The following is a 12,524-nucleotide window of genomic DNA, read 5'->3' as shown; positions in this document are numbered from 1 at the left end:
TCAAAGGCACCCCTGGGGCGACGCCGTGGAAGCGGTGGGGGCGCGGTGGGGGGCGCATTCGCGCGCGTGCTCCGGTCGCCTCCGGAAAGGGGCGGCGCGTACTGGTGCTCGGGGCGCGGTGCGGGCAGACTGCCAGCGGCGGGACCGGATTCCGGTCGCGGGCGCACACTGGAGCACGACACGAGCCGGTACCGGGAGCATCGCGGTCGGTGCACGGTCCGGCAACCGACGCGCACGAGGGGGCGACGGCCATGGCGGAGCCGGAGTTCAGGGCCACGGGGGTGCGGATCGGCAAACGGCTGCGGTCACTCACCCGGGCCGGGACGGTCCGGATCAGCGGTGGCCGGGTCGAGCTGCTCACCAGTTACGGCAGCGAGATAGACAGCGCCCCGGTGCAGGCGGTGCGGGCCTCCCGCCCGTGGTTCGGCCCCGAGGACCGCGCGCTGGCCGATCTCAACGGCAAGCGGTACCTGCTGACCCTCGGCGAGCGCGACCCCGCCCCCGGCGAGCCGGGTCCGCCCGCCGCCCGGCGGTTCATCGAGGCGGTGCGCAGGGCGGCCGGACGCCGCGTCTGAGAGATGTCCGTAACTTGCGGTGCCGAACCCCTTGCGTCACGCTGGTCTCACGTCACTCTGGGTTTACCGGCGATAACGCTGCGAACCAGCCCGCCGGCCATGACAGCGGGCGGCGTGCGCCGTGTGCGCCTCGCTGGATCCGAACTCCGTGTTCTTCCGGACCTCTATGTCGGGGAGTCGCAGCCGTGATCAGTCACCCAAGCAGACATTGCACGGTGGAGCTGCAAGCCCTGCCGTCGCGGATCGGCCAGGTCCGCAGAATCGTATCTGCGCAATTGCGCTACTGGCATATGGATCTCCTGATCGACCGGGCGGTGCTCGGCGTGACGGAGTTGTTGACCAACGTCCACCTGCATGCCCGGCCGGACAAGACGTGCACCGTGGAGGTGGAACTGCTCCTGGACCGGCTCACGGTCTCGGTGCGCGACCACGATCCGCGACTGCCCGTCGTGGACGACGCCGAGCCACTCGCGACCTGCGGGCGGGGGCTGGCCATGGTGGCCGCGATGAGCGAGAGCTGGGGCGCCCGGCCGGAGGGCGAATCGGGCAAGGTCGTCTGGTTCACCCTCCCTACGGCCGTCACCCCGGCGCCGCCCACTGCGCCACCCGTGTCGGCGCGTCCGCCGCGCCGTCTGGTCGAGGAGGTACCGGCCGCCGCCTTCGCGGAGGTCGAGCACCCGGTCGACCTCGGCAGCCCCCAACCCGCTCCCGCCCGGTCGGCCGTTGTCGGCTGACCGGGCGGTGACCGTCCGCTGCCGCGGGCCGTGCGTCACGGTCCCGGCGACGTCCGGAACGCGGATTCGCGTCCGGGGCGGCCGGCAACCGGCCCGACCGGTACCGGCCCTGACGGTGCGTCGGCCGTCCGGCGTGTTCGCACCCGCCGTCCGGCCCCGCGCGCCGGTGCGGCACGCGCCGTGGCGGGTGCCGCACCGGCGGCCGGGTTCGCCGGAGGTTCGCCGGGCCGGCGCGGGCTACTCGGTGGCGACGGCGCGCAGTACGTCCAGGCGGGATGCCCGCCGGGCCGGGCGCAGGCCCGCCAGGGCGCCGGCCGCGAGGCCTACCACGGCCACCACCGCGAGCCGCACGGGCGGCACGGCGAAGGCGAAGGCGCTGTCCGAGGCGCCGTCGGAGGCCGCCACGAGGACCCAGCCGAGGAAGGCGCCGAGGCCGAGCCCGCCGACCGTGCCGAAGGCGGCGACCAGGACGGACTCCCAGCGGACCATGGCCCGCAGCTGGGCCCGGGTCTGCCCGACGGCGCGCAGCAGCCCGAGTTCGCGGGTGCGCTCGTGGACCGCCAGGGTCAGGGTGTTGGCGATGCCGAGCAGGGCGATGAGCACCGCGAGGGCGAGCAGCGCGTAGACGAGGGTCAGCATCATGTCGATGCCGCCCGCCGAGGACTCGGCGTACTCGTCACGGGTCTGCACCTCCGGGTTGCCGTACTGGCCGGCGACCTTCTCGACCGCCGCCTTGCCCGCCTCCGCACTCACGCCGTCCTCGAAGGCGACGGCGACCAGGGTGTCGGAGTCCTGGGTGCGGTGCGGGGCCCAGGCCGCGCGGGTGATGACGTAGTCGCCGGCGAGTTCGGACTGCCCGTAGACCGCGCGGACGGTGAAGTCCGCGCTGCGCCCGTCGGTGAAGGTGAGGCGTGTGGTGTCACCCGTGGCCAGACCCTGCTTGTCCGCCTCGCTCTCGGTGACCGCGATGCCGTCGGTGCCGAGGCCGTCCAGTGAGCCGTGGACGGTACCCAGGTCGAAGGTGCGGTGCAGGGCGGCCGGGTCGGTGACGGTCAGCGCCCGCCCCTCGCCGTCCACTTCCGCGACGCCCCTGCCCAGGCCGACGGCGGTGTCCACCTCGGGCAGTTCCTGGACCGCGCCCGCCAGCCGCGGGCTGAGGCCGCTGCCGCCCGCGCCGAAGGACGGCGCGCTGACGGCGACGTCGCCCGCGAAGGACCGGGAGACGGTCTGGTCCATGGTCGCCTTGAGCGAGGCGCCGAACACCGTGAACAGCGACACGACCGCCACGCCGATCATCAGCGCCCCGGCGGTGGCCGCCGTGCGCTTGGGGCTGCGCAGGGCATTGCGCCGGGCGAGGACGCCGGTGACGCCGCGCAGCCGGTCCAGCGGGGCCCCCAGGACGCGTACGGCGGCGCTGGAGGCGACCGGCCCGAGCACCACGAAGGAGACCAGGGTGAGGACGGCGCCCGCTGCCGCCGACCAGACCGACGGGGAGAGCAGGACCCCGGCGAGCGTCACCGCGAGGGCGAGCGCGAGCAGCGCCGTGCCGGTGACCGCACGGGCACGGGAGGCGCCGGAGGTGTCGACGGCCGTCTCGCGCAGCGCGGCCAGGGGTGCGGTGCGCCCGGCCCGGGCCGCGGGCAGCAGGGCGGAGCCGAGGCAGACCACGACGCCGACGGCGAGCGGGAGCAGCAGCGACAGCGCGCTGATCACCAGGGCGCCTTCGGGGAAGGGGAAGCCGATCGCCGGGAAGAGGGCCTGGAGTCCGGCCGCGATGCCGATGCCGCCCGCGAGCCCGGCGGCGGACGCGGTCACCGCCACGGCGGCCGCCTCGACGAGGGTGGCGGCGGTGACCTGCCCGCGGGAGGCGCCGAGGGCGCGCAGCAGGGCGTTCTCCCGGGTTCGCTGGGCGACCACGATGGCGAAGGTGTTGTGGATCGAGAAGGTCGCGACCAGCAGGGCGATGCCGGAGAAGACGAGCAGGAACGTGGTGAACAGGGTCAGGAACTGGCTGGAGATCATGTCGGTGTTCTCCGCCGCCGACTCCTGCCCCGTGATTGCCTCGACGCCGTCGGGCAGTACGGGGGCGAGCCGGTCGACGAGTTCCCGCTGGCCGACGCCCGGCCCGGCCCGCACCTGGATGCTCGCCGCCTCGCCCGGCCGCGCGGTGAGGTACTTCTCGGCGTCGGCGCGGGTCATGCCGGTGTAGGTCACCTGGGCCATGCCGTCCTCGCCGCCGAAGGTGGCGAGTCCGACGATCGTGACCTCGACGGGGTCGGGGGTGCGCAGGGTGGTGGTGTCGCCGATCGCCAGGCCGCCCTTCTCGGCGGTGCCGCGGTTGACGACGACCTCGCCGGACTTCTGCGGGGCGCGGCCCTCGGCCAGGCGGTACGGGTTCAGCTCGGGATCGGTGATCCAGTTGCCGGCCAGGGTGGGCGGACCCTGGCCGCCGATCGGGTCGCCGTTCGCGCCGACGAGCTGACCCGCGCCCTGGATGCTGGGGGCGACGGCGGCGACGCCGTCCACCCGCTCCAGGGTCCGCACCAGCTCGGTGCCGACCGGCTGCCGTACGCCCTGGCTCTCGCCCGGTGTGGTGATGGCGTCCGCACTGCGCACCACGGCGTCGGTGCCGCCGGCGGCGTTGCCGAACATGCTGTCGAAGCTCGCGCGGAGCGTGTCGCCCATGACCAGGGTGCCGGCCAGGAAGGCGACGCCGAGGACCACGGCGAGGAAGGTCCCGGCGAAGCGGCGCTTGTGGGCCCTGAGCGAGGAGACGCTCAGACGGACGGGGACGGGGGCGTTCACGACGGCACCTCGAAGGCTTTCATCCGGTCCAGGACCCTGTCGGCGGTCGGCGCGTCCATGCGGTCGACGAGGCGTCCGTCGGCGAGGAAGACGACCTCGTCCGCGTGGGCGGCGGCGACGGGGTCGTGGGTGACCATGACGACCGTGCGGCCGGTCTGCCGGACGGTGCGGCCGAGGAGGCCGAGCACCTCGCCGCCGGAGCGGGAGTCGAGGTTGCCGGTGGGCTCGTCGGCGAAGACCACGTCGGGCCGTCCCGCGAAGGCGCGGGCCACGGCGACGCGTTGCTGCTGTCCGCCGGAGAGTTCGGCGGGGCGGTGGTGGAGGCGGTCGCGCAGTCCGACGACGTCGATCAGCGCGTCGACCCATTCGGTGTCGCCCCGCCGTCCGGCGAGGTCGAGGGGGAGGGTGATGTTCTCGGCGACGGTCAGCGTCGGCACCAGGTTGAAGGCCTGGAAGACGAAGCCGACGCGGTCGCGGCGCAGCAGGGTGAGCCGGCGGTCGTCGAGGGTTCCGAGGTCGGTGTCGCCGATGTGCGCGGCGCCCGAGGTGAGGGTGTCGAGCCCGGCGGCGCAGTGCATCAGGGTGGACTTGCCGGAGCCGGAGGGGCCCATGATGGCGGTGAAGCGGCCGGCCGGGAAGCCGACGCTGACGCCGTCGAGGGCGCGTACGGCGGTGTCGCCACCGCCGTACACCTTCACGGCGTCCACGACCCGGGCGGCGGCCCGGGTGACGGTCGTCGCGGTCATGCCGCACCGCCCTTGCCGGTCCGGCCGAACTGCTCGTCCAGCACGGACAGCCGGCGCCAGTACTCGTCCTCGTCGATCTCGCCGGAGGCGAAGCGATGGCCGAGCACCGTGATGGGCGAGTTGTCCTCGACGGCGCGCGGCCGCCCGGGACCGCGGCGTCCGCGCCACACCGTGCGGCGCAGCAGGGTGATGACGCCGCCGATGACCAGTGCCCAGATCACCGGGAAGAGCAGGATCCACGGGCCGGGCCCGCCGTCTCCGAACTGTGCCAGGGTCTCCATGTCGTCCAACTCCTCGGTCGCGATGTCCCTTGTGTCGCTTCCGAGCCTGACTCCGGGAGGGGGTCCGGGTCGTCGTACGGCCAGCGGCAGTGTGCGTACCCCCCGGGGAGTACTTCGGAGGTCCGCGTCTGCTTCCCCGGTCCCGGTCGACCTCTCGACGTCTGTAACTACTAGTATGTACAGTGCTCTCATGAGCACCTCGGAACGCCTGATCGAGTCGACGCGCGAGTTGTTGTGGGAGCGGGGGTACGTGGGCACCAGCCCCAAGGCCATCCTTGAGCGGGCCGAGGCCGGGCAGGGCAGCATGTACCACCACTTCAAGGGCAAGCCCGATCTCGCGCTCGCCGCGATCCGGCGCACGGCAAGGGAGATGCGGGCCGCGGCCGGTGCCGTGCTGGACGGTCCGGGGACCCCGTACGAGCGCATCGAGGCGTATCTGCGGCGCGAGCGGGACGTGCTGCGCGGGTGCCCGGTCGGCCGTCTGACGATGGACCCGGACGTGATCGCGGACGACACCCTGCGCGCCCCCGTGGACGAGACCCTCGACTGGCTGCGGGAGCAGATCGCCCAGCTGGTCGAGGAGGGCCGGGAACAGGGCGAGTTCGCGCCGTGGCTGGACGGCGAGGAGATCGCGGCGGCGGTCGTCGCGACCGTGCAGGGAGGCTACGTCCTGGCCCGCGCGTCCGGCTCCCCCGCCGCCTTCGACGCGGGCGTCCGGGGACTGCTGTCGCTGCTCAAGCCGCCGAAGTCCGTCCTGCGGTAGCGCAGCCGGCACCACCCGAGAGGACCGGAGGAGTCACGAACCGTGCATGCCATGCAGTACACCTTCACCCTGCCCGCCGACTACCCGATGGACGCCATCAGGGAGCGGGTGGCCCGCACCGGGCACCTGCTGGACGACTGGCCCGGGCTCGGACTCAAGGCGTACCTGGTCCGGGAGCGCGGCGGGGACGGCTCGCCGGTCAACCAGTACGCGCCGTTCTACCTGTGGCACACCGTGGAGGGCATGAACTCCTTCCTCTGGGAGGGCGCCTTCCAGCGGCCCACCGACGACTTCGGCCGGCCCGCGGTCCGGCAGTGGACGGGCCTGGCGTACGAGGAGGGCGGCCCCGCCGGATCTCCCGCGCGGGTGGCGGTCGTGCGGCGGCGGCCGGTGCCGGAAGGCGTACCGCTGTCGGAGGCGGCGGCGGACGCGGTGCGGGAGACCGGACGGCTTTCGGCCGTGGACGGGGCGCTGCTCGCGGCGGCGGTCGTGGACACCGGGTGCTGGGAGCTGGTGCACTTCTCGCTGCACGCGGGCGACGCGCCGGACGGCGTGGAGGGCGAGGTCTTCCGGGTGCTGCACCTGTCGGAGCCGGGGCGGGGTCTGCTGGCGAGGGGACGTCAGTGGTGAGCGCCGTCCGCACGGTCCTCGGGGACGTCGGCGGCGCGGAGCTGGGTGTGTGCGACGCCCACGACCACCTGTTCTTCGCCAGTCCCCGGCTGCCCGGCGAGGAGCTGCGCGACGCGGCGGCGGCCCGGGCGGAGCTGGCCGCGTTCCGGGAGCGGGGCGGCGGCGCGGTGGTGCAGTGGACGCCGTACGGGCTGGGGCGGCGGGCCGCCGACCTGCCGGCCCTGTCCCGGGAGACCGGCGTCCACGTGGTGGCCGCGACGGGGCTGCACCAGGACGTCCACTACGACGAGGACACACTCGCGGCGCTGCGGGGCCGTGCCGCCGACGTCTTCGTCGCCGAACTGACGCGGGGCATCGGGACGTCGGGCGTGCGCGCGGGACTGATCAAGGTGGCGGGCGGTTTCCACGCGCTCGACGCGCACGCGCGGTGGACCATGTCGGCGGCGGCCGAGGCGCACCACGCGACGGGAGCGCCGATCGCCGTGCACCTGGAGCTGGGTACGGGCGCCTTGGACGTGCTGGACCTGCTGTGCGGCGAGTCGGGGGTGCCGGCGGAACGGGTGATCCTCGGTCACCTCAACCGCTCCCCCGACCCCGTGGTCCACCGGCAGGCCGCCGCGTCGGGGTGCTGGCTGGCCTTCGACGGGCCGTCGCGGGCGCACCACGCCACGGACTGGCGGATGCCGGACGCCGTGCGAGACCTTGCCGAGGCGGGGTTCGGCGATCGGCTGCTGCTCGGCGGCGACACGACGACCGCGGCCGCCCGCTCGGTGCACGGCGGCCCGGGGATGCCGTACCTGCTGCGCCGTGTGGTTCCCCGGCTGGCGGCCGCCGTGGGCGAGGAGCTGGTGCGGCGCGTGCTCACCGAGAACCCCGCGCGGGCGTTCGCCGCCGACTGGCGCTGACGTCCGCCCCGCACACCGGCGCCCCCGAGGCGTCCGCCCCCGACACCGGCCGCCTTCCGACGTGTCCGCTCCGCACACCGGCCCCCACTCGACGGGAGACCCCTTCATGCCCTTCGTCCGCATCGACGCGCACGGTGGCCGCACCGGCACCGGCCGGCTCGACGCGCTCGGCCGGGCCGTCCACGACGCCCTGGTCGAGACCCTCGGCATCCCGTCCGACGACCGCTTCCAGGTCCTGACCGCCCACGACCCCGCAGGCGGCACCCTGCGCTACGACGACTACCTCGGCGTGCACCGGGACGAGGGCATCGTGTTCGTGGCGATCACGATGCGGGCGGGCCGGACGACCCGGCAGAAGGAGGCGCTGTACGGCCGGATCGCCCGGCTCGCCGAGGAGTACGCGGGCACGGACCCCCGCAACGTCTTCGTCACCCTGACCGAGAACACCTCCGCGGACTGGTCGCTGGGCAACGGGCTGGCGCAGTACGTAGGGTCGGGATCATGCTGAGACTCGGAATCCCCGTCATCGGTGTCACGGACCTCCCCCGCGCGGTCGCGTTCTGGACGGCGGCGCTGCCCCTGGTGGCCGCGGACGAGTGGCAGAGCGAGACGTGGCGGACGCTCGAGTACGCGGACGGCTCGGGGCGCGCCCTCGGCCTGCTGCGCAGCGACTCGCCGCCCGAGCCCCGGCCCCGTCTCCACCTCGACCTGTTCACGGACTCGGCCGGGGAGCAGCGGGCGGAGGTGCGACGCCTGATCGGCCTCGGCGCGCGGGCCGTCGAGTGGGAGCTGTACCCGCCCGACCCCGACTTCGTCGTCCTGGCCGACCCGGACGGCAACATCTTCTGCGTCGTCGACCTCAGCCACGCCCCGAGCGGCGGAGACCGGCCCGCGCCCTGAGGTGCGGGCACGTCCGGCCGCCTACGCCGGGACGCCCAGCGGGTCGTCCAGGACCGGCTGCCAGGCCAACTCGGCCGCGCCGACCAGGCTGTTGTGGTCGAGTCCGCAGGGCAGGATCGGCACCCCGCCGCTCTGGCCCCACAGACTGCGCCCGGCGACGACCGCGCGCAGCCGCTCGGGGTCGGCGTCGAGGAGCGCCCGGTGGAGCCCGCCGAGGACGATGCGGTCCGGGTTGAGGATGTTCACCAGTCCGGCGAGACCCAGGCCGAGGCGGTCGATGAGGGTCTCGGTGGCGGTGCGGACGGCCGGGTCGGTGTAGTGCTCGCGGATCAGGTCGTAGGACTGCTGGAGCAGGGACACCTCGGGTCCCGGTTCGCGCCGGGCCGCCGTGAGGAAGGCCAGCGGGTCGGTCTCCACGTCCAGGCAGCCGCGGCTGCCGCAGTGGCAGGGACGGCCCTCGGGGTTGACGGCGAGGTGGCCGACCTCCAGGGCGAGCCCGGAACTGCCGGTGTGCAGGCGGCCGTCGAGGACCAGGGCGCCACCGACGCCGCGGTGGCCGGTGGCGACGCACAGCAGGTCGCGGGCGCCGCGTCCGGCGCCGTGGCGGTGCTCGGCGAGGGCGGCGAGGTTGACGTCGTTGGCGGCGAAGGCGGGTCCCTCGATGCCCGCGGCGCGCACCTGCTGCGCGAAGATCTCCCGCACGGGCGCGCCGGCCGGCCAGGCCAAGTGCAGCGGGTTCAGGGCCAGGCCCTCCGGTTCCGCGACGGCGGACGGCACGGCGAGCCCGGCGCCGACGCAGCGCCGCCCGGTCTGCCGCAGCAGCTCCGCGCCCGCCTCGACGACGGAGCCCAGCACCTTCGCCGGATCGGCGTCGACGACCTCGCAGCCGGGCGCGGTGGCGACGATCCGGCCGCCGAGACCGACCAGGGCCGCACGGAAGCCGTCGGCGTGGATCTGGGCGGCGAGGGCGACGGGGCCGTCCTCGGCGACCGCGAGACGGTGCGAGGGACGGCCCTGGGAACCGGCGGCGGCCCCGGGCCTGGCGTCCACGCGGATCAGGCCGAGCGCCTCCAGTTCGGCGGCGACCGCGCCGGCCGTGGCCCGGGTCACGCCCAGTTCCGCGGTGAGGACGGCCCGGGTGGGGGCGCGTCCGGTGTGCACGAGCTCCAACGCGGGTCCGAGCGCAGCGCGCCCCCGGTCCAGCCGCGTCCTCGAGGTGGTCCCTTCCCCCGCCGCCCGGGGGTCCGCCTTGCCGCTCATGAGGGGGAGTCTCCCATGATCCGTCCGTGGCGCGGGCCCGGAGGCCGCTGACCCGGGGCGTGATGTCCAGCCGCCCGGCGAGTCCCAACTCGGGTGGCGCGGTGCCCGGGTGCACCCTCGGCACCCCGTGGTACGCGAGCCGGGACGGGCCGCCGAAGACGAACAGGTCGCCGCTGCGCGGCTCGGTGCCGGTGTGGGGCCGTCCGGCGGATCAGGTCGCGGGAAGGACGGGGCACCCTGTCCCCGCGTCTGCGGCATGATCCGCCGGACAGGCCTTCAGGGCGGGTGCGGGTCTCGGGTTGCCGATGCGGAAGACGCAGGTGTCGCCGAGGCTGCGGGAGACCGCGGGGGCGTCGGCGCGCTCGTCCGCGTCGCGGTGCGTGCCCATGCGGGCGTCGGGGTCGTAGAAGTTGACCGGCGCGATGTCGTACGGGGCGGGTGGCAGCGCGTCGGCGCCCAGCGCGTCGGTCACCGCCCGGCGGGCGAGGTCGTCGAGCCGGGCCGGGAAGGGCTTGACCGGGGCGCCGTCGCCGTCGACGGCGGTGGGGGCGTAACCGTACGGGGACCAGTGACGGCCCCGGCAGGCCTGCCGGGCGGTCATCGTGCCGCCGCCGGGGGCGCGCACCGTGCGCGGTCCGGCCGGGGGCGGGCCCGGGCGCCGCAGGCGTCCAGCAGCTCGCGCTGCCGTCCCGGGGCCGGCCGGTCCGGCACGGGGACGGCGCCGGGCGCGGGCCCGGCGCGGGCCCTGGGGAACAGCTCGGCGTCCATGCCCTCCGTCCTGCCTCCGGGAGCGGCCCCACCGGGCGCGACCAGCACCGGGCCGGCGCTCGGCTAGCCTGGACACACGATGAACGACCGCAGCACGAACGACCGCAGCGACAGTACGAACGGCAGCGGCGACCGCATGACCACGCCCTGGGGCGAGCACGTGCTGTCCCGCCATCCCGAGGACCCGCGTGACCGGCTCCGTGCCTGGGACGCCTCCGACGAGTACCTGCTGGGGCACCTTGCGGAGCGGAAGGTCCCGCTGGACGGCACGGTCGTGGTCGTCGGTGACCGCTGGGGAGCGCTGGTGACGGCGCTGGCCGCGCACCGGCCGGTGCAGATCACCGACTCCCACCTCGCGCGGGAGGCGACCCGGGCCAACCTGGCGCGCGCCGGTGCCGAGCCGGGCTCGGTGCGTCTGCTCACCACGCAGGACCCGCCGCCGGACCGGGTGGACGTGCTGCTGGTGCGGGTGCCGAAGAGCCTGGCGCTGCTGGAGGACCAGTTGCTGCGGCTGGCGCCCGCGCTGCACGGGGGCACGGTCGTGGTCGGCACCGGGATGGTGAAGGAGATCCACACCTCGACGCTCCGGCTGTTCGAACGGATCGTCGGCCCGACCCGGACCTCCTTGGCCGTGAAGAAGGCCCGGCTGATCTTCGCGGAGCCCGATCCCGCGCTGCGGCGGCCGGCCAACCCCTGGCCACTCGCCTACCGGCTGCCCGACGAGATCGGGCCGCTCGCCGGCCGCCCCGTCGTCAACCACGCCGGGGTCTTCTGCGCCGACCGCCTCGACGTCGGCACCCGCTTCTTCCTGCGGCACCTGCCGGACACCAGGGGTGTCGGGCGGGTCGTGGACCTCGGCTGCGGCAACGGTGTGGTCGGCACGGCGGTGGCCCTGGCCGATCCGGACGCGGAGGTGCTGTTCACCGACGAGTCGTTCCAGGCGGTGGCCTCGGCGGAGGCGACGTACCGGGCGAACGAGGTCGCGGGCCGGGCGGAGTTCCGGGTGGGCGACGGGCTGGCCGGGGTGCCGGACGGCAGTGTCGGCCTGGTGCTCAACAACCCGCCCTTCCACTCCCACCAGGCGACGACCGACGCCACGGCGTGGCGGATGTTCACCGGGGCGCGGCGGGTGCTGCGCCCCGGCGGCGAACTGTGGGTCGTCGGCAACCGGCACCTGGGCTACCACGTCAAGCTGCGGCGCCTGTTCGGCAACAGCCGGCTGGTGGCGGGCGACCGGAAGTTCGTGGTGCTGAAGGCGGTCAAGGAGTAGCCGGAGGGGAGGCGGGGGCGGTCCGCGCGACCACCTGGATGAGCGTCGCCACCGTCCGGGCCATGGCCTCCCTCCCCGCGGTGAGGTAGCCGCGCGAGTCGACCGCGTCGGGGCGTGCGGCGAGATGCTCCCTGATCGCGCCGGTCATGGCGATGTTGAGCGCGGTGCCGACGTTGACCTTGGCGATGCCGCCCGCGACGGCCGCGGTGAGTTCGCCGTCCGGCACCCCGGAGGAGCCGTGCAGGACGAGCGGCACGTCCAGGGCGCCGGACAGTTCCTTGAGCAGGTCGTGGTCGAGGGCCGCGGTGCGCGTCGTCATCGCGTGGGAGCTGCCGACGGCGACCGCGAGGGCGTCCACGCCGGAGTCGGCGACGTAGGCGTGTGCCTCGGCGGGGTCGGTGCGGGCGCCGGGCGCGTGGGCGTCGAGCGGCGGGGCGCCGTTCTTGCCGCCGACCTCTCCCAACTCGGCCTCGATCCACAGCCCCTGGGCGTGCGCCCAGTCGGCGGCGGCCCGGGTCGCCGCGAGGTTCTCCGCGTACGGCAGCCGGGCGGCGTCGTACATCACGGAGCTGAACCCGGCGTCCGCGGCCTGGCGCAGCAGGCCGTCGCTCTGGACGTGGTCGAGGTGCAGGGCGACGGGCACGGCGGCGCCCTCGGCGGCGGAGACGGCCGCGCGGGCCAGGGGCAGCAGGCGGCCGTAGCGGTACTTCACGGCGTTCTCGCTGACCTGGAGGACCACGGGCATCCCCACGGACTCGGCGCCGGCGACGACGGCCTCGATGTGCTCCAGGGTGATGACGTTGAAGGCGGCGACGGCGGAGCGGCCGGCCGCGGCGCGGCCGACCAGGTCGCCGGTGGTGGCGAGGGGCACGGTCTGGTTCCTTCCC

13 protein-coding genes and 1 pseudogene are annotated in these 12,524 nt (G+C 75.0%); 8 read left to right on the top strand and 6 right to left on the bottom strand.

Annotated features, from left to right (window positions below; translation table 11 throughout):
• Nucleotides 1-251: 251 nt before the first annotated feature.
• Nucleotides 252-575 (top strand): hypothetical protein, encoded by a 324-nt coding sequence (locus tag Sco07f_RS13375; protein ID WP_007446867.1) that lies wholly within the window; start codon nt 252-254, stop codon nt 573-575.
• A gap of 185 nt (nt 576-760) precedes the next feature.
• Entirely contained in the window at nt 761-1,309 is a 549-nt protein-coding gene (locus Sco07f_RS13370) for an ATP-binding protein (protein WP_174855348.1), read from the top strand.
• 237 nt (nt 1,310-1,546) lie between these two features.
• On the opposite strand, the gene Sco07f_RS13365 is transcribed toward Sco07f_RS13370, so the two are convergent.
• The 3 genes from Sco07f_RS13365 to Sco07f_RS13355 are packed head-to-tail and all read right to left on the bottom strand — an operon-like array spanning nt 1,547 to nt 5,141.
• Entirely contained in the window at nt 1,547-4,114 is a 2,568-nt protein-coding gene (locus tag Sco07f_RS13365) for an ABC transporter permease (protein WP_108987960.1), read from the bottom strand.
• Complete coding sequence (locus Sco07f_RS13360) at nt 4,111-4,860, bottom strand: ABC transporter ATP-binding protein (RefSeq protein ID WP_007446810.1); 750 nt, start codon at nt 4,858-4,860, stop codon at nt 4,111-4,113. Before Sco07f_RS13360 ends, Sco07f_RS13365 begins: the two co-directional genes overlap by 4 nt.
• A complete protein-coding gene (locus tag Sco07f_RS13355; protein WP_108987959.1) occupies nt 4,857-5,141 on the bottom strand; it encodes an SHOCT domain-containing protein in 285 nt (94 codons plus the stop codon). Before Sco07f_RS13355 ends, Sco07f_RS13360 begins: the two co-directional genes overlap by 4 nt.
• Before the next feature lie 175 nt (nt 5,142-5,316).
• On the opposite strand from Sco07f_RS13355, the gene Sco07f_RS13350 reads away from it, so the two are divergent.
• The 5 genes from Sco07f_RS13350 (at nt 5,317) to Sco07f_RS13330 (ending at nt 8,339) form a co-directional block, all read left to right on the top strand.
• Nucleotides 5,317-5,904, top strand: a complete 588-nt coding sequence (locus Sco07f_RS13350) for a TetR/AcrR family transcriptional regulator (protein WP_078581735.1) — start codon at nt 5,317-5,319, stop codon at nt 5,902-5,904.
• A gap of 42 nt (nt 5,905-5,946) precedes the next feature.
• Nucleotides 5,947-6,534, top strand: a complete 588-nt coding sequence (locus tag Sco07f_RS13345; RefSeq protein ID WP_108987958.1) for a DUF4865 family protein — start codon at nt 5,947-5,949, stop codon at nt 6,532-6,534.
• Nucleotides 6,531-7,439 (top strand): phosphotriesterase family protein, encoded by a 909-nt coding sequence (locus tag Sco07f_RS13340; RefSeq protein ID WP_108987957.1) that lies wholly within the window; start codon nt 6,531-6,533, stop codon nt 7,437-7,439. Before Sco07f_RS13345 ends, Sco07f_RS13340 begins: the two co-directional genes overlap by 4 nt.
• 106 nt (nt 7,440-7,545) lie before the next feature.
• Entirely contained in the window at nt 7,546-7,947 is a 402-nt protein-coding gene (locus tag Sco07f_RS13335; RefSeq protein ID WP_007389875.1) for a tautomerase family protein, read from the top strand.
• Nucleotides 7,941-8,339 carry a VOC family protein gene (locus Sco07f_RS13330; protein ID WP_108987956.1) on the top strand — a complete coding sequence of 133 codons (399 nt, stop codon included), beginning with the start codon at nt 7,941-7,943 and terminating at the stop codon, nt 8,337-8,339. Before Sco07f_RS13335 ends, Sco07f_RS13330 begins: the two co-directional genes overlap by 7 nt.
• Nucleotides 8,340-8,360: 21 nt before the next feature.
• Here the strand turns inward: Sco07f_RS13330 and Sco07f_RS13325 are convergent, their stop codons facing one another.
• Both Sco07f_RS13325 and Sco07f_RS13315 read right to left on the bottom strand, forming a co-directional pair.
• Nucleotides 8,361-9,599 carry an ROK family protein gene (locus Sco07f_RS13325; RefSeq protein ID WP_087792205.1) on the bottom strand — a complete coding sequence of 413 codons (1,239 nt, stop codon included), beginning with the start codon at nt 9,597-9,599 and terminating at the stop codon, nt 8,361-8,363.
• Between the two features lie 40 nt (nt 9,600-9,639).
• Nucleotides 9,640-10,367: pseudogene (locus Sco07f_RS13315) on the bottom strand (alpha-ketoglutarate-dependent dioxygenase AlkB); the annotation flags it as partial.
• Between the two features lie 79 nt (nt 10,368-10,446).
• On the opposite strand from Sco07f_RS13315, the gene Sco07f_RS13310 reads away from it, so the two are divergent.
• Nucleotides 10,447-11,637 carry a methyltransferase gene (locus Sco07f_RS13310; RefSeq protein WP_434092090.1) on the top strand — a complete coding sequence of 397 codons (1,191 nt, stop codon included), beginning with the start codon at nt 10,447-10,449 and terminating at the stop codon, nt 11,635-11,637.
• On the opposite strand, the gene Sco07f_RS13305 is transcribed toward Sco07f_RS13310, so the two are convergent.
• Nucleotides 11,627-12,508 (bottom strand): class II fructose-bisphosphate aldolase, encoded by an 882-nt coding sequence (locus Sco07f_RS13305; RefSeq protein WP_007446837.1) that lies wholly within the window; start codon nt 12,506-12,508, stop codon nt 11,627-11,629. The two genes, Sco07f_RS13310 and Sco07f_RS13305, sit on opposite strands and share 11 nt — an antisense overlap.
• Between the last annotated feature and the right edge of the window lie 16 nt (nt 12,509-12,524).

The organism is Streptomyces coelicoflavus (assembly GCF_003112555.1).
Taxonomy (GTDB): domain Bacteria; phylum Actinomycetota; class Actinomycetes; order Streptomycetales; family Streptomycetaceae; genus Streptomyces; species Streptomyces coelicoflavus.
Note: the sequence above shows the minus strand (reverse complement) of the source record. Positions and strands in the feature narration are given on the sequence as shown.